Source organism: Flavobacterium sp. 245, from assembly GCF_004362055.1.
In the GTDB taxonomy this organism is placed as follows: domain Bacteria; phylum Bacteroidota; class Bacteroidia; order Flavobacteriales; family Flavobacteriaceae; genus Flavobacterium.
Genome location: NZ_SNXB01000009.1, coordinates 72,941 through 90,802, shown reverse-complemented (window position 1 = coordinate 90,802; position 17,862 = coordinate 72,941). Strand labels below are relative to the sequence as shown.

10 protein-coding genes and 2 tRNA genes are annotated in these 17,862 nt (G+C 33.8%); 5 read left to right on the top strand and 7 right to left on the bottom strand.

What is annotated here, in order from left to right; all coding sequences use genetic code 11:
* Window positions 1–21: 21 nt before the first annotated feature.
* The 3 genes from EV145_RS16825 to sppA form a co-directional block, all read right to left on the bottom strand.
* Window positions 22–2,622 carry an AsmA-like C-terminal region-containing protein gene (locus tag EV145_RS16825; protein WP_133526360.1) on the bottom strand — a complete coding sequence of 867 codons (2,601 nt, stop codon included), beginning with the start codon at window positions 2,620–2,622 and terminating at the stop codon, window positions 22–24.
* Window positions 2,623–2,786: 164 nt separating this feature from the next.
* Window positions 2,787–3,734: an alpha/beta hydrolase gene (locus EV145_RS16820; protein WP_133526359.1), complete on the bottom strand. Its 948-nt coding sequence runs from the start codon at window positions 3,732–3,734 to the stop codon at window positions 2,787–2,789.
* 6 nt (window positions 3,735–3,740) lie between these two features.
* The gene (gene sppA, locus EV145_RS16815) at window positions 3,741–5,498 is read right to left on the bottom strand and encodes a signal peptide peptidase SppA (RefSeq protein WP_133526358.1); all 1,758 of its coding nucleotides are present in this window, start codon (window positions 5,496–5,498) and stop codon (window positions 3,741–3,743) included.
* Window positions 5,499–5,689: 191 nt separating this feature from the next.
* Here sppA and EV145_RS16810 point away from each other — a divergent pair, with 191 nt between their 5' ends.
* Complete coding sequence (locus EV145_RS16810; protein ID WP_133526357.1) at window positions 5,690–6,880, top strand: hypothetical protein; 1,191 nt, start codon at window positions 5,690–5,692, stop codon at window positions 6,878–6,880.
* A gap of 58 nt (window positions 6,881–6,938) precedes the next feature.
* On the top strand, window positions 6,939–8,072 hold the full coding sequence (gene folK, locus EV145_RS16805; protein WP_133526356.1) for a 2-amino-4-hydroxy-6-hydroxymethyldihydropteridine diphosphokinase: 1,134 nt from the start codon (window positions 6,939–6,941) through the stop codon (window positions 8,070–8,072).
* Window positions 8,073–8,156: 84 nt separating this feature from the next.
* Here folK and EV145_RS16800 read toward each other — a convergent pair whose 3' ends face one another.
* From EV145_RS16800 to EV145_RS16785, 4 genes are all read right to left on the bottom strand, one after another.
* Window positions 8,157–10,313, bottom strand: coding sequence for a T9SS type B sorting domain-containing protein (locus tag EV145_RS16800; RefSeq protein WP_133526355.1), 2,157 nt, complete (start codon window positions 10,311–10,313; stop codon window positions 8,157–8,159).
* A gap of 72 nt (window positions 10,314–10,385) precedes the next feature.
* Entirely contained in the window at window positions 10,386–13,424 is a 3,039-nt protein-coding gene (locus EV145_RS16795) for a T9SS type B sorting domain-containing protein (RefSeq protein WP_133526354.1), read from the bottom strand.
* Between the two features lie 105 nt (window positions 13,425–13,529).
* Window positions 13,530–14,072, bottom strand: a complete 543-nt coding sequence (locus EV145_RS16790) for an RNA methyltransferase (RefSeq protein ID WP_133526353.1) — start codon at window positions 14,070–14,072, stop codon at window positions 13,530–13,532.
* A gap of 82 nt (window positions 14,073–14,154) precedes the next feature.
* The gene (locus EV145_RS16785) at window positions 14,155–14,577 is read right to left on the bottom strand and encodes a DUF1573 domain-containing protein (RefSeq protein ID WP_133526352.1); all 423 of its coding nucleotides are present in this window, start codon (window positions 14,575–14,577) and stop codon (window positions 14,155–14,157) included.
* 155 nt (window positions 14,578–14,732) lie between these two features.
* Between EV145_RS16785 and mutS the strand changes: the two genes are divergently transcribed.
* From mutS to EV145_RS16770, 3 genes are all read left to right on the top strand, one after another.
* Window positions 14,733–17,339 (top strand): DNA mismatch repair protein MutS, encoded by a 2,607-nt coding sequence (mutS, locus tag EV145_RS16780; RefSeq protein WP_166638475.1) that lies wholly within the window; start codon window positions 14,733–14,735, stop codon window positions 17,337–17,339.
* A 163-nt stretch (window positions 17,340–17,502) separates the two neighbouring features.
* Window positions 17,503–17,575, top strand: a tRNA-Gly gene (locus EV145_RS16775).
* Between the two features lie 14 nt (window positions 17,576–17,589).
* Window positions 17,590–17,675: transfer RNA gene (locus tag EV145_RS16770), tRNA-Leu, on the top strand.
* Window positions 17,676–17,862: the final 187 nt, after the last annotated feature.

The window sequence follows — 17,862 nt, the reverse complement described above, 5'->3', positions numbered from 1 at the left end:
TTTTTGTGAAATCAATTTGATTTAGTTTTTCTTCTTGAATAATCCATTCAGCAAGTCGCTTGCTTTTTTGGTTACTTCTTGAGTTTTTTGCTCTTTTTCTGTTTTTGCAGCTTGCGTTGTATCTTTAGCTTTTGTGTTTTTATTGATTAAATCAGTCAAAGCAGCAGAGCCTTTCTGCGTCAATTTATCTTTTTGCTGATTGGCTACCTGAGTTGCTAAACTGCTTACAGCGGCTTTCATATCAGTACTGATTTTTGGACTAGAAAAATTACCTGTAATCATAGCATTGATCGGAATGTTTTCCAATTTTGCTGCATCAGCAGGAGACATTTTAGAAATAAAAGCGTTTGCTTCACTTCCTAAATATTTAGCCGGAACATCAAATTTCAAGTTATAATTCATCGTTTGGTCAAAACCATGAGTACCGCCAACTGTAACTTTAATGTCTTGGTACTTAATGTCGAATGGTTTTACGTTCACTTTTCCATTTTCAAAAGTCAAAGCTGCTTTAATATCGTTTAAGTTCACTTTGTTCATATCAATAAACTTAATGTTTGAACCAAGGGCATTTAGTAAAGTGGAGTTCTTAGCATTTATTGTTGTCGAAAGCAATTGTCCAAGTAAATCTCCCGAAATAGATTTTAGATCTGGTGTCAATTCATTTGCATCCAGATTTCCATTTAACTTGATAGTAGAATTTAATTTACCATTGATGATTCCTGCGATAGGAGCAATTTTTTTCATCATATCAAGCTGTGTGAAAGTCTGAGCAATATCAACTTGGTTGAAGCCTAAATTCATATCAAAAGTCGGAACTTTTTCTTTTGTAGAAACGGCTCCGGTCAAACCAATTGTTCCTCCAAAAATAGATGTTTTAAAGTTCTCTAAAATTGCTTTTTCATCTTTGATTATCAGTTTTCCAGAAACATCTTTCAGTTTTAAATTATCGTATAAAACAGTCGTTGCTTTTGCGTTTAATGTACAATTTAAAAAGGCAGGAATTTTCATTGCTTCAGCTGGTTTTGCTGCAGTTTTTGTTTCTTCTTTTGCAGGTTCGCCGGCTGTCATAAAATCATCAACGGCCAACTGATTTGAACTCATATTGAAGTTTCCTCTTAATTCTTGTTTTTTGAACATGAAACCATAGAAGTTTTCTAAAATTCCGTTGATTGCAATGTCACTTTTTCCTGTTGTAGCGTTGAACTGTTTTAAGTTGATTTTACTCGGATTAAATTCAACTTGCGCAATGCTGATGTTCATCGATTTATTGTTTTCGTCAGTATATTTAAATCCTGACAAACTCATAGTTCCTGCATTTTTAATGTTCTGATATTGACTTTTTTCAACAGAAGCCATATCAAAATTTGTGGTAACATCAGCTTTTAAAATACCAGCAAGCGGTTTATCCATTTTAATTGGATACGCTTTTGAAAGATTTGCCAAATTGATTGTTCCTTTTAAAGCGGCATCAACAATAGGATTTACGGTAATATTTTTAATATTCGCTTTAGCGCTAAAAACGTCTTGATCAATTCTGAAAGTCAGTTTGTCTAAATTGACGTAGGTATCATTTAGAATTCCTGTTTCGTTGATGATTTTTGTATCAATTACAATATTTTGAACTGACTTTGGCAAGTTCGGATATTGAAATGAACCATTGTTTGAAGCAATTGCAATGTTGAATTTAGGCACTGTTGTGTCTGTTAATTCTCCTTTTGCAAAACCTGCAACGGTAAAATCTCCAGTTGTTTTTACACCATCTAAACCGGCTGCATAAGCAGAAGGAATCAAACCTAAGAAGTTTGTAAATGAAGATGTTGGAGTTTTAAACTTTAAATCATAAATCTGAGCTTTGTCTGTCATCTGAATAAATCCGTCAAACTCTAAAGGCAATTGATTGATTAAAGCTTTGTTCTCTTTAAAAGTATATTTGCTCTTATCAAGATCAATTCCTAAAACAGCATCTAAAGTCAGTTTTACATTTTTCATGTAATTTACTTTATCCATATCTAGCGATACTTTTGCTGTTGATTTTGTCGTTAAATCTAATTTTGCATTGGTAAAATCTCCTGTTCCTTCATGGTTCAAACTATCAATTACCATTTTAATTTTAGAACCTTGATCAATATATCTGAAGGTGAAATTTTCGATTTTATAGTTTTGAATTTTTAATGAAAGCGGTTTGCTTTTATCATCTTTGGTTTCTTCTTTTTTGTCTTTTAAAGCGATATCGAAGTTTCCGACACCATCTTTATTAAAAATAATGTTGATCAAACCATTTTCAGAAGTAATTCCCTGAATGCTTAAAGGTTCATCTTTTCCTTTGAAAAGTTCTTTAATGCTCATTTTTAGGTTCAGTTGCCCTAATGAAACTAACGTATCGCCTTCAAACGGCGCTTTGTTGATAATTACCAGTTTTTCGATTCCAACTGAAGCATTTGGAAAGTTTCGGAATAAGCTTAAGTCAGCGTCAGCAAAACTTACTTTTGCATCAACGCTTTCATTGATAGCATCAGCTATTTTTGCTTTAATCTGGTCTTTAAAGAAGTAAGGAATGGCAAATAATGCGGCCACAAAAACCACAATTACAATGGCGGTTATTTTTAAAATTTTCTTTAACATATTTATAGATTTGAGGGTTTACTTAAAATCGAGTTCTGCAAAAATAACTTTTTTTACCACAGTGCGCAGATAAAGTTTTCTTAAAAATGTAAGAAATGTATTAAATTTAAACAAAAAAAATCCGTTTGAAATTTTTCAAACGGATTTGGTTTTTGATGTTATATTTATTTTTTGATGAAAGAAATAACCTTATTTGTCAAGTCTTCTGAAATAGGCAGACTTTCATTGTTATAGCTTTCGAAATTGGCTTTATTGTCGCCGTCAATAATTTTTAAAACATGATTCATTTTGTCAACTATGACTAATTCACCATTTTTACTGGCTTTTGATAAGCTCTCAGCATCAGAAACGCTTACCTGTAAATCTTTATTTCCTTGAATTATTAAAACAGGAACCGTTAATTTTTTTATTTCTGTCTGAGGATCATATTTAAACCACGAAATCAGATAAGGCTGAATACTTGGCCTGAAAAGCGAATTTAAAAGCGGGTCAACTTTTTTTACTTTATTGCCACTTTTTAAACTGTCAATTATTGGAAAGGTCATTTCTTCAATTTGCTTGTTTGATTTTGAAGAAATTTGTTCTTTTAATAATTTATCAGCCGATTCTCCCGCACCCGCGATTGAAACAAATTTGTTTGCTTTTGCTCCAGCAACCATTCCTATTAATGATCCTTCGCTGTGGCCAATAATAGTTATTTGCGTAAAACGTTTGTCTTGTTTCAAAAAATTAATCCAGCTTTTAGCATCTTCGGTATAATTTTCAAAAACCAAGCTTGATTCTTCACCCGCCGATGCTTTGCTTTCGCCAATTCCTCTTTTATCATATCGCAATGATGCAATTCCGTTTTTTGCTAGCGCTTCTGCCAGCATTTTTAATGAATTGTTTTTCATCATCGGATTATTTCCGTTTCTGTCCGTTGGTCCTGAACCTGAAATAATTAAGGCTACAGGGCATTTTTTAGTCGTCTCAGGAACGGTAAGTGTTCCATAAAGCTGGTCAACGTTGATTTTTAAAGTAACATTTGTTTCCTTAAAAGTTTCCTGTTTTGCATTTTGTGCATTTACAGCTGAAAGGAATAAAACACTCAAAAACAAAAATATCTTTTTCATTTTGAATTATTTAATATTAATTCCAAAAGGCATTATAGCTTGAACTCCTTTTTGTTTTTGAAGTTTTTTAACTTGCTCGATCAATAAATAGTTTTCTTCGCCAATTTCTTCTTTTATGAAAGCTTCTTTAGATTGTGCAAAAGGCATTTTTGATAAAATATCACCAAAAGTTTTTTCGTATTCAGGATAATTCTGAGTACTGTATGTTTTGATTTTGGCAATTTTTGCAGCTTCAGCAATAGCATCATTTAATCCGCCAATTTTGTCTACTAAACCAATTTTCAAAGCCTCGGTTCCAGACCAAACTCTTCCTTGTGCAATGGCATCAACTTGAGCGAATGTCATTTTTCTTCCTTCGGCAACGTGCGTTACAAAAGTGTTGTAAATATGTTCAACACCTTCTAAAGTAAAAGCTTTGAATTTTTCGTCAATTGGAACAAACGGACTATAATTTGCGGCGTTTTCGTGTGTTTTTACTTGTTCAGTGTTGATTCCTAATTTGTTTGCCAGCGGACTGAAATTTGGCAATATTCCAAAAACCCCAATAGAACCTGTAATGGTGTTGCTTTCGGCGAAAATTTTATTAGCGTTGCAGGCAATATAATATCCTCCAGATGCTGCATAATTACCCATTGAAACTACTACAGGTTTTACTTTTTTGGTCACTTCAATTTCTCTCCAAATCAAATCTGAAGTTAAGGCACTTCCACCAGGACTGTCAATTCTTAAAACAATTGCTTTTACATCATCATCTTTTCTAGCTTCCTGAAGTGCGCGGCGCATTGAGCCTTCACCAATAATATTTACATCTCCTTCACCGCTTTCAATTTCGCCTTGAGCGTAAATAATTGCAATTTGATCCGTTTCAATATTTGTCAGCGCTGTAGTTACATTGTTTTGTGTGTAATCATCAATCGATATTTTATTGTAATCGTCGTCGCCGGTTACTTTTAATGCTTTTTTGATCGCATTGTGATAAACATCTTCATAAGCCACAATATCAACTAAACCATTGGCTTTTGCCAACTCTGGAGTTCTAGCCAATAAGCCATTTGCAATTTCATTTAATCTCGGAAGCGGAATATTTCGGCTTTTTGAAATATCAGCAGAAATAGTTGCCCAGATTGAGTTTAACAGAGCGGTAACTTGCTCTCTGTTAGCATCACTCATTTTGTTCTCTAAAAATGGCTCAACCGCACTTTTGTATTTTCCATGACGAATTACTTCCATGTGAATACCTGATTTGTCTTGGAAATCTTTAAAAAACATGACTTCAGATGAAAGGCCTTTAAAATCTAAATCGCCCGCTGGATTTAAATAAACGGTATTGGCAACAGAATTTAAATAATATTCTTTCTGCGAATACGTATTGGCGTAAGCCCAAACAAATTTTCCCGATTTTTTAAAGCTTTCAAGTGCATTTCGTAAATCTTTATATTGAGCAAGTCCTAAAGAAGATTCGTCATTTAGAATAGAAATTCCTTTGATATTGTCATCTGTTTTTGCGGCTTCGATTGCGTTGATCACATCGGTCAAGCCGATTCCTTTTTGGTCTGAAAAAACAGTTACCCAAGGATCTTTATATTTTCCTGCGTAGTCATTTTTAATGTCTTTTAAATTCAGTTCAATAACCGAATCTTTTTTTACAGAAACCGTATCTTCTCCTCCAAAAATAGCCCCAATAAGGATTACTCCGAAAAAGAATAACATGATAAATACAAAAATACCAATCACTGTGGCAATTACATTTCCTAAAAACTTCATAATGTATATTTTTTTAATAAGTAGCTACAAAGACTCCTTTGTTACAAATATATCTAAATGCGTTTTAATTCTGTTATATGATTTATGAAATATTTGTAGATTTTACATTTTTAAATTCTTTTTAGAATATTTTATTTTATAAGATAAATAGTATTTAAAGGTATATATTTGAGAATCTTAATTTTTACTATATGTATCGAAAAATTATTGTTTTGGCTTTCTTCGTATTTTTCAGCATTTCAGCTTTCGCTCAAAAAATAGCAATTAAAAAAATAGTTGCTGACAGAACTACAAAACTGCCTTTGGACAAAGTAAATGTATATAATGAAAAAGACAATTCATTGACAAATCAAGAAGGCGCGTTTTCTTTTATTTCAGATGTGAATGAGATCAATTTCAGTTTGATTGGATATAACGATCTAAAGTTAAGTTTTGACGAAGTGCAAAAACTGGATACCATTTTCTTAAAGAGCAGTATTGTAGAACTTGATGAGGTTGTAGTTGGAAGTGAGATGGCTATCATCAAAAAAGCATATTCAAAACTGAAAGAGAATTATGGGCTGGAACCGTATAATGAGAATTTCTTTTTTAGATGTACTCTAAAAAGAAATAATGAACTTTCCAGACTGCAGGATATTTATGGAACGGTTTCGAGAAAATCTATTTTTAAAACAAAAAGCCAGCCTGACAATAAATGCAGCGTTGAAATTTTGAATATGCGAAAAGTAGGGATTGCAGATAAGAAGGATTTTATTTATTTTAAATTTCAAAGTTTTGAAGAATTATTTAATTTAAATTCTCTGATACAAATTAGCCTTGATAATTATGAGTTAACGCAGGAAAAAAATGTAAAAGGCGATTACTATAAAATCAGTTTCGTCAAGAAGGAAATCAATGAAATTAACCAAAAAACAAGCGGGTATTTTATTATCAATAAACAAGATTATGCCATTATAGAAACCTACTTTGATTTTTATGATGATCCGGATAATGTGCCTTTTACAAAAGACGGAAAAGCGAATTATAGAACAAAGCTCTACAAGAGAACTTCTAATTATAAAAAAAGCAACAATACCAATAAATATTATTTAAGCAATGCAAATTCAACAGTACAGGTAGAGCTGGCTGAAAATGAAAAAGTTCCAAAAGCGATCTATGATTATACGACTAACTTTTTTGTAACGAACAGCTTTATTTCATCAAAAGCCAATTCAAATTTGTCGATCGATAAGGACATTTTTAAAGTAAAATTTCCATATGAAGCATCTTTTTGGGCGAGCCAAAATCAATTGCCTTTAACGAGCGATTTGAAAGATTTTTTAAGCCGTGTTTCTGATAATAAAGACAAAAAAGAGGAGTTTGAAGTAATTGGAAACTTCTAAGTCTTGATGCAAATAATGTATTCAATTCTAAAATAGTTTTAGTTACTTTGCATTAATTATGAAGTCACAGCATCAAGTCGTTTTATCTATAGGAAGCAATCAGGGAAACAGGTTAGCAAATATTGAAAGTTGTATTGCTTTAATACATCAGGAAGTTGGAACTGTTATCAGGGTTTCAAAACTATATGAAACTCCGGCTTGGGGATTTGAAAGTGATGCTTTTTATAATTGTGCGCTTCTTTTGCACAGCACTTCATCGGCACAAAAAATACTGAATCAGGTTTTAAAAGTTGAAAAGCAATTAGGGAGAATTAGATCCAATCAGGAAGGATATCAGTCCCGAATTATTGATGTTGATTTAATTGCTTTTGACGATGAAATTATAGAAACTGAAAAACTCCAGATTCCGCATCCATTAATGCAAAACAGAAATTTTGTTTTACTGCCGGTTCAGGATTTAAAGCTAGACTGGAAACATCCTGTTTTCCAGAAAACTATTTCAGAATTAATAGCTCTTTCTCCTGATGACAGTGTTTGTACAATGGTTCAGAATTTAAAAAGTCCGTTGCAGGGAATTGCATTAGAAAACTTCAATTATATAGCTTTTGAAGGAAATATTGGTGCCGGAAAAACAACATTAGTTCATAAAATAGCAGAAGATTTTAATGCAAAAACCGTTTTAGAAGGATTTGCAGATAATCCTTTTTTGCCGAAGTTTTATAAAGACCAGAACCGATATGCTTTTCCGTTGGAAATGTCTTTTCTTGCAGACCGTTATCAGCAATTATCAGATGACTTAAAACAATTTGATTTGTTTAAGGATTTTATCGTTGCTGATTACCATATTTTTAAATCCCTAATTTTCTCTAAAATAACACTTGGAGAAGATGAATATCGACTCTACCGAAATTTGTTCGATATTATTTATAAAGAAATGCCAAAGCCAGATTTGTATATTTATTTATATCAAAATACCCAAAGGCTTCTTCAAAATATAAAAAAACGTGGTCGCAGTTACGAGCAGAATATCGAGGCAAGTTATCTGGATAAAATCAACAATGGCTATTTGGATTACATTAAATCCCAAACTGATTTAAATGTTCTTATTATTGATGTTTCAGATCGTGATTTTGTAAAAAAACACGAAGATTATCTTTTTATTTTAGATGAAATTCAGAAGAAAATCGGTTAATGTTTCAATTAGAGAATGTGCCAATTAGAAAATTATGATATGGAATCATCTAATTTTCTAATTGACAAATTTTCTAATTAAGTTTTATCTTTTTAATGTAAAGTGGCCTCTTAAAATAGGCTGTGTGTTGTCAATTTTTAAAACAAACCAATAATCTGATGCGGGTAATGGTGCTTTGTTTGTTGTGCCGTCCCAATATTTTTTTGAAGCGTTTAACTGTGCAATAAATTTTCCATAACGATCAAAAATCGTAATTTGTGCTTCGGGATAATTTTCCATTCCAGTTACTTCCCAAACATCATTAAAAGAATCATTATTAGGAGTAAAAAATGCAGGAAAAACTAGCACAACAAAACTTTTTGAAGCTGTTTTACAACCACTTTTTTCTCTTGCATAAGCAGTTTGCAGACCGCCGGGAGCGTCATAAAAAATGTTAGCGTTCTGAAAATTTATTCCGTCAATAGAATATTCAAAATAACTTTCAGGATTGCTGAGAATAATAGTCACAGTTCTATTGTCAACATCAATTTTTTGAATTTCGGGCGCAGGAAGTTCTATTACTTTTATGGTTTTTCGATTGGAGCAATTTCCTGCAGATGTAGCTGTAACATCAACAAAATAAGTTCCTAATTGAGAAACGGTTATTTTTTGTGTCGTTTCTCCAGTTGACCATAAATAAGCCACATTACTGATTCCTGCATCAAGTGTAACCGAATTAGGTGCGCACAAAACTACCTCTTGATTTTGAACATCAGGAAGCGGATAAATTTTTATTTCTATCGGAATTCGTGCCAATGAACGGCATTCATTATTATTGGCTTCAACATAATAAATGGTATTTGACGAAAGATTTGGCGTAATAAACAAAGAACCAGTTCCCAAAACCGATCCGCCTGTTTTAGAATCAAACCAATTTGCTTCGCCCGCAGAAACAGTAGCTTCTAAAAAAAAGATTCCAGAACCACATACAGGTTCAGGATTTAAAACAGAAGTTACTTCTGGAACGGCATTTACTCTTACTTCAACAGCAGTTCGTTTTGTAAAACAACCTTCAAATTCGGCTGCTGTGTAATACGTTTTATTAGCATTTAAAACCGGAGTTGTAAAGCTGGAGCCAGTTGCGATTAAACTTGCCCCGGTTTCATCAGCATACCAGTTTATTGTTCCTGCCGAGCTTTTAGCTTCTAATAAAGCAGTTCCAGAGCCACAGATATCCGGAGCTTTTGTTTCGGTAATAGACAGCATAGTCAACGAAGTGCTTGCACTTATTTGCGGATAAACATCACCTGGCATTCCTCCATATTCTACAATATATCCTCTCGGGTAATTTACGTTTAATGGATCATTGCTTCCATAAAGTGAGGTATCATTCCATCTTCCTTTTTGGCCATTTCCGGGCGGTGCGATATAGGCATAATCTTCAGCCCCTTTCAAGGCTAGTTCTCCGCCATTATCTGGTTCTTTATAATCATTCCAGTAAGCAAAAGTCGTAGTAGAACCACTTTGACGGCCATACCAAAATTGAGTTCCTTCTTCTGGACCTGTTTCCCATCTCCATTCAGGCTCTTTTCTGGTATCGCTGCCACCAATCCATCCCGTGCCCGAAAGTTGTTCTCCAACAAATATTGCTTCGTCTAGAGTGGTTATGGTAACTAAATAACCTTTTAAGCCAAAATAATTACTTGCGGCGGCGGCTCTTTTTGCATCGCCCCAAGAAATTCCTGGACTAGAAACAAATTGATAATAATGTTTAGAAGAAGGCAGGTAATTGGCCTGTCCCAAGCTAATTGAAAAATTCCTAATGCCGGTTGGAATTACCGAGCTATTTCTAAATTCAACTGCTTTTATAGCGGTAATAAATTCAGATAGCGTGGCATTGTTGTTATTGCGGGCAATAGTAAGCGTTCCTGAATCTGCGTTCCAGTTTGATGTTAAATTAGGATGAGCGCCAACAAGAGTTAATATATCTTGACCATTTACATAGCCAGAAGAAATTTGAATATAAATAGCTGTAAGTTCTTCAGTTGAATTGATAGCTACATCAGTTACAATTTTTATACTGCTTTGCGGACAGTAAACCTGATTTCCAGTTGCTGTAATTATTGATGCAGCTGTTGAAGATTTTTTGGTGACTTTTTTTAATTCGCTTTCAGGCAAAGGCACACCTTTGAAGGCAAAAACTATATTACAGCAAAGTAATACAATTGCCAAAGTGTAATTGCAAGAGAATTTAGTTTTCATATTTAAAATTACATTTTTTAATCGAAAACTGCCTAGGGAATATTGAAAATGAATTTTCAGGAAAAATATAATTTATCGTTTTAATGTAAAGTGACCTCGCAAAATAGGATGCAGATTGTCAATTTTTAAAGCATACCAATAGTCTGAAGCGGGAAGTGGCGATTGGTTAAAAGTTCCATCCCAGCTCATTCTTGAAAGCGATAATTGCGCTAATAATTTGCCATAACGATCAAAGATGGTGACTTGTGCCTGTGGATAATTTTCCATTCCTGTTACTTCCCAAACATCATTATAACTGTCATTATTTGGGGTAAAGAAAGCAGGAAAAACTAATACTACAAAGTTTTTCGCAGTACCGCCACAGCCACCTTTTTCTCTTACATAAGCGGTTTGTAAACCGCCTGGAACATCGTAAAAAATATTGGAATCCTGAAAATTTGAACCATCAACAGAATATTCAAAATAAGATTGTTCTTTTTTAAGATAAATTATTGCTCTTGTTCCTTCAACATCAATACGGTCTATTTGGGGAATTTCGTGCTCTTCAACTTTAATTGTTTTTCGGCTTGTACAGTTTTGTGGTGCTGGACTTGTTACATCAACAGTGTAAGTCCCTGCAGTGCTTATTTCGATGGTTTGAGTTGTAGCGCCAGTTGACCACAAATAAGTCATTCCTGATATTCCGGCATCAAGTATTTTTTTATTAAATTGGCATAATACTACCGTTTCATCAGTAACTACCGGAGGCGTATAAATTGTAATGTTTACAGGAGTACGCGTTCCATTTAAACAGCCATTGTTTGATGCTTCAGCATAATATATTGCAGAAGATGTAATTGTTGGTGTATTAAAATTATTTCCTGTAAAAATGCTCGTTCCTCCCGTTGAAGAGGTGTACCAATTGATAAGTCCAACATCAGAAGAAGCTTGAAGTGTTACACTGCCTGGTCCGCATCTTGAAACATTTGACGAAGCTACAGTTGGTGTTGTCGGCGTTTTATTAATAACTGCTGTAATTGATTTTCTGTTAGTTTCGCAACCGGCATCAACATAATAAGTTGTTGTAATGTTTATTATGGGTGTAGTGTAAGAACTTCCTGTAGCAATCGCAGTTCCTCCTGTTGCTTGAGTGTACCAGCTGATTGTTGCTCCCGCAGTTGCTGTTGCATTTATAGTAAAACTTCCTGAATCGCAAATTGGGTTTGGGGTTAATACATTTGCTTCTGGAATTGTAATTTTAGTGCTTGTGGCAATTTCTAAAGGTGATTCTCCGGTTGATCCTCCATATTCAACAACATAACCTTTTGGCTGGTAATTGTCTCCAGGAATTAATGATCCCGTGTTTGATAAATCATTCCAAGATCCTTGTATTCCTACTCCAGGTTGTGTGATATGAGCGTAATCTTCATCTCCTAAATTATTAGGTTCACCATTGTTCCAGAAAGTATAAGTCATTAGAGTGCCTGCTTCAGGGCCTGTCATCCATTTCCAAACACCTTCGGTTTCTTGGTCGCTTCCGCCAATCCAACCTGTTCCCGATGCCTGTTCGCCAATAAGTTTGGCTTCATCAGCAGATAAAATGGTCGCTAAATATCCCTTTAGTCCGTAATAGGTACTTGCCTCAGCAGCAGTTCGTGCCGAAGTCCAGGTAATACCAATACTTGGGACATATAAATAAAAATGTTGTGTTGAAGGCAGATAGTTGGCGTTACCAACTGTTATTGAAAAAGTTCTGGTTCCAGAGGCTGAAGCCGAAGGATTTGTGAACATCACATCTTTTACAGCAGCAACTAAGTCGGAATATAAAACATCGCCACCTGTTAGACTTGAACTTGTTATGCTTAATTTTCCTGCTGTTGAATCCCAGCTTGTAGTTACGTTAGGATGTGACGTAGGATTTGAAAGAGCAAGCTGATCCAAACCGCTTGAGTAGCCAGATGAAATCTGAACAAAAACACCTCTAGTTCCTGTTTCTGCGGGGTCATGCGTAATGGTAAAATCGGTTACAATTTTTATTGTGTTTTGAGGACAGTACAGTTGGTCTCCTGTTGCTTTAACAATAGGTGCAGTTGTTGCAGCGGGCTTACTACAATCATTTGAATATTTTGTTGTATTGTCTTTGTCCTTCCAGTTTGTATTTGAATAAGCCTCATCGTCTACTTGTATACAGGTTAGACTAGAGTTGAATTTAAAATTTGGAGAGGTCAGTTTAGCGTTCTGTCCATTTTTTAAATTCAAATAAGTTAGCAGGTTATTATCACACGAAAAAGTATTTAGATTAGTATTGTTAGATAAATCTAAGCTAATTAATTGGTTATAATTACATTGTAAAATTCCTAAATTTGAATTGTTAGCTATGTTCAAAGACGTTATTTGATTGTGACTGCAATCTAACAATCCTAAATTTGGATTATTAGAAGCATCCAGAGAAGTTATTTGGTTATTTTTTAAATCTAAAACTTCTAACGCTGGGTTTTTAGAAATATCAAGATTTGATAATTTACAATCGCTACAGTTTAGAAATTTTAGAGTAATGTTTTTTGAAAGATCTAAAGTTGTTAAATTAGTGAAGGGACAAATTAAATTTATTAAAGAAGTATTTTTAGTAAGGTCTATGCTTGTAATGTTATTGTTGTAAAATGAAAGGTTAGTTAAAGAACTGTTTTGAGAGACATCTAGACTACTTAATTGATTGTGTTCTATGTGTAAAGATTCTAATGCAGTGTTTTTTGAAAGATCTATTGTAGATAATTCATTATAACCGCAGGATAAAGACTTAAGAAAAATGTTGTTTGAAAGATTTAAATTTGTAATAAAGTTTCTTTGAGATGTATTATCATTAAATAGCCCAAGATTTAATGTTTCTAGTTTTACAAAAGCTTCAATGCCAGTTAGGTTAGTGATATTTTTACCTGGAATTAATAGGGTTGTTATATCTTTAATATTTGCTGTCAGAACCTGACCATCTATGGCGCCACTATCAATATTCAAATCGATTAAAGCCTTTTCGAAATTTGGGTCAGGAATTGGGGTATATTGAGCAAATCCAAAAGAAGTGGACAGCAATAAAATAAATAAGATATATATATTAAGAGAACTATTATTTTTCATTTTATAAAAGTATCACTTTTATAATAATAAAAAAATAATTTTCATTTTCTAACATTTAAACATGGAAATTATTGTAAAATAACAATTTATTTCGTTAAAATACTTCTAATTGGAATTTGGCCAGTTTAATTTTTGAAATAAATCCCAAACCACAATTCCTGCACTTACAGCGATATTTAAAGAGTGTTTGGTTCCTAATTGGGGAATCTCAATACAGCCGTCACAAATAGCAACTGCTTCCTGAGCAACGCCATAAACTTCGTTTCCAAAAACTAAAGCGTATTTCTGATTTTTTTCAACTTTAAAATCTTGAAGAAAAATAGCGCTTTCAACTTGTTCTATAGCAAGAGTTAAAACGTTTTCTTTTTTAAGATTTTCAATAACTTCAAGTACATTTTCATGATGTTCCCATGCAACGGTTTCTGTAGCGCCAAGAGCGGTTTTGTGAATCTCTTTATTTGGAGGAGTCGCTGTGATGCCACATAAAATGATTTTTTCAATCAAAAAAGCGTCTGCAGTTCTAAATACAGAGCCTATATTATGTAAACTGCGAATATCATCCAAAACTAAAATTAAAGGAGTTTTGTCTGATTTTTTAAAATCTTCAATCGATTTGCGGTCTAATTCGCTATTTTCAAGTTTTCTCATTTGTGTTGCATTCAGGTCATAAAAAAAGCTTCCAAAGATAAGGAAGCTTTTTCAATTATTTTATTTTGTTTTATTTTTCAGATTAGCTTTTTACTGGATCTGGTAAAACTGTACCTTTAATAGTAAGTACTTTTGTTGGCTGTCCTTCAGCATTAGAAGTAACAGTTACCGTTTTTGTAAAAGCACCAACTCTGTCAGTAGCATATTTCACTCCAATAATTCCTTTAGCACCTGGAGCAATTGGCTCTTTTGGTGTTGTTGGTACAGTACAACCACAAGATCCTTGAGTGTTTGTAATGATTAATGGTTTTGTTCCGTTGTTTACAAAAACAAACTGACGGTTACCATCAGCATTGTGAGCGATAGTTCCGTAATCAATAGTTTCGTTTTCAAAAACCATTCCAGCTCCTTCTACTTTTGGAAGTTTAGTTTTTTTAGTGCTTTGCGCGTTAGATGCTGTAATTCCAGCTACAGCAATCATAACAAATAAAATTATTTTTTTCATTTTTATAGTCTTTGTTTAAATGATGAACAAATCTATGTAAAATTCTTAAATGTCAACCCAAAAATTTCTTAAAATATTTTAATTTTTGAAGCCTTCGATATGCCGTTAAAAAATTATAAATTCGCTGTCTTAATTTTCATTTAAAACATATCGATTTGGCAGCTAAAGAAAAAGTGGTGAAAGAAACACCTTTAATGAAACAGTACAACGAAATCAAGAGAAAATATCCTGATGCATGTCTGCTTTTCAGAGTAGGAGATTTTTATGAAACCTTTGGAGAAGACGCCATTAGAGCTTCTAAGATTCTCGGAATAACGTTGACCAAACGAGGTGCGGGTTCAGAGACTGAAACGGCTTTGGCTGGTTTTCCACACCATTCTATTAATACGTACTTGCCAAAATTGGTTAAAGCAGGTCTTCGTGTAGCAATCTGTGATCAGCTCGAAGACCCAAAAATGACTAAAACTATTGTAAAACGTGGTGTTACTGAACTGGTAACTCCTGGAGTTTCTTTAAATGATGAGGTTTTACAGTCTAAATCAAATAACTTTTTAGCATCAGTTTACTTTGCTAATAAAAATATCGGAATTTCTTTTTTAGATGTTTCAACGGGTGAGTTCTTAACGGCTCAAGGAAATGCAGAATATATTGATAAGCTTTTGCAGAATTTTAATCCGAGTGAAGTTTTGGTTCCGAAGAATAATAAAGGTGATTTTAAAGCTGCTTTTGGAGATGATTTTCATAGTTTTTATCTAGAAGATTGGATTTACAAAGAAGATTATGCTTTAGAAACGCTTACAAAACACTTTCAGACTATTTCCTTAAAAGGTTTTGGTATTGAAGAATTGAAAGAGGGAATTATTGCTTCTGGCGCAATTTTGTATTATTTGTCAGAAACGCAGCACAATCGCGTGCAGCATATTACGGCAATTCAGCGTATTGCCGAAGATGCATATGTTTGGATGGATCGTTTTACAATCAGAAACTTGGAATTGTATCACAGTTATAATCCAAATGCGGTAACGCTTTTAGATGTAATCGACAGAACGCTTTCGCCTATGGGAGGTCGTTTGCTAAAACGATGGCTGGCGCTTCCTTTAAAGGATAAAAACAAAATAAAAGGACGCCATGATGTGGTTTCGTATTTGAAATCAAATCCTGAGATCCTGCATAATATTCAATATCAAATCAAGCAAATTTCAGATTTAGAACGTTTGATTTCTAAAATTGCAGCTGGAAAAGTTTCACCGCGTGAGATTGTTTATTTGAAGGAATCTTTGGATGCAATTATTCCAATTAAAACTCTGGCACTCGAAAGTCCGCAGGAAGCTGTAAAAGTTATTGGGGATAGCCTGCATGCTTGTGATTTATTAAGAGAAAAAATAAAACTGACTTTAAATCAGGATGCACCTGTGGCAATTGCAAAAGGAAATGCGATTGCAAGCGGTATTAGTGAAGAATTGGATGAACTGCGTGCAATTTCAACTTCTGGAAAAGAATATTTAGAAGGAATTGAAAAAAGAGAATCAGAACGCACCGGAATTTCTTCGCTGAAAATATCTTTCAATAATGTTTTTGGATATTATATCGAGGTTCGAAATACGCATAAAGACAAAGTTCCTGAAGAATGGATTCGCAAACAGACTTTAGTCAATGCAGAGCGTTACATTACTGAAGAGTTAAAAGAGTATGAAACTAAAATTTTAGGAGCAGAGGAAAGAATCTATAAAATCGAAACCGATCTTTTTGAGCAATTAGTAGCTTGGATTGCGACTTACATCAAGCCAGTTCAAATGAATGCTAATTTGGTTGCGCAATTAGACTGTTTGTGTTCTTTTACACAATTGGCTATTGAAAATAAATATGTCTGCCCAGAAATTGATGATACTTGTGAATTAGAAATCAAAGAAGGAAGGCATCCCGTAATCGAAAAGCAACTGCCGGTTGGTACGCCATACATTTCTAATGATGTTTACTTGGATAGAGAAACGCAACAGATTATTATGATTACCGGGCCCAATATGTCTGGTAAGTCGGCAATTTTGAGACAGACTGCTTTAATTGTATTGCTGGCTCAAATGGGAAGCTTTGTTCCTGCAGACAGCGTTAGAATGGGAATTGTAGATAAGATTTTTACGAGAGTAGGAGCTTCTGATAATATTTCGATGGGAGAATCGACTTTTATGGTCGAGATGAATGAAACCGCTTCAATTTTGAATAATATTTCTGATAGAAGTTTGGTTCTTTTAGACGAAATTGGAAGAGGAACGAGTACTTATGATGGAATCTCGATTGCTTGGGCAATTGCTGAATTTTTGCATGAACATCCATCAAAAGCCAAAACTTTATTTGCAACGCACTATCATGAATTGAACGAAATGACCGAATCGCTTTCGAGAATTCAGAATTTCAACGTTGCAGTTAAAGAATTGAAAGATACCGTTCTTTTTGTCCGAAAACTGATAAAAGGAGGAAGTGCACATAGTTTTGGAATTCACGTGGCTAAAATGGCTGGAATGCCTCAGTTGGTTATTTCTAAAGCGCAAAAGCTTTTAAAGAAATTAGAAAAAAATCATTCAAGTGATGCTTTAAACGGAATAAAGGCGGCTAATGATGAAATGCAGATGAGTTTCTTTAATTTAGATGATCCTTTGTTAGAAGAAATAAAAGAAGAGATTTTAGGGCTTGATATAAACGCCATAACTCCGGTTGAAGCACTGATGAAGCTGAATGAAATCAAAAGAATGTTGGTCAAAAAATAAAATAAAAAATTTTCAAGTTTAAAGTTTAGGTTATCAGAAAGTTATAAAATAAGTAAAATATTTTTTCAAAAAACGCTTGTGTAATTGAATAAATGTCCTAAATTTGCACTCGCAATACAGAACAAGTGAAGTGTTGTAGTTCTTAAGCAGAATTTGAAAAAACGCGAAAATAGCTCAGTTGGTAGAGCGCGACCTTGCCAAGGTCGAGGTCGCGGGTTCGAGCCCCGTTTTTCGCTCAAAACCATATAATGCTCGGATGGTGAAATTGGTAGACACGCTGGACTTAAAATCCAGTGAACAGCAATGTTCGTGCGGGTTCAAGTCCCGCTCTGAGTACTAAAGCCTCTTCTTTTTGAAGAGGCTTTTTTTATTGTGTAAATTCACGTATCGAAAATAAATTTACGAAGTAAATTTATTTTAAAGAATCTAAGAATCTAAGAATCTAAGAATCTAAGAATCTAAGAATCTAAGAATCTAAGAATCTAAGAATCTAAGAATCTAAGAATCTAAGAATCTAAGAATC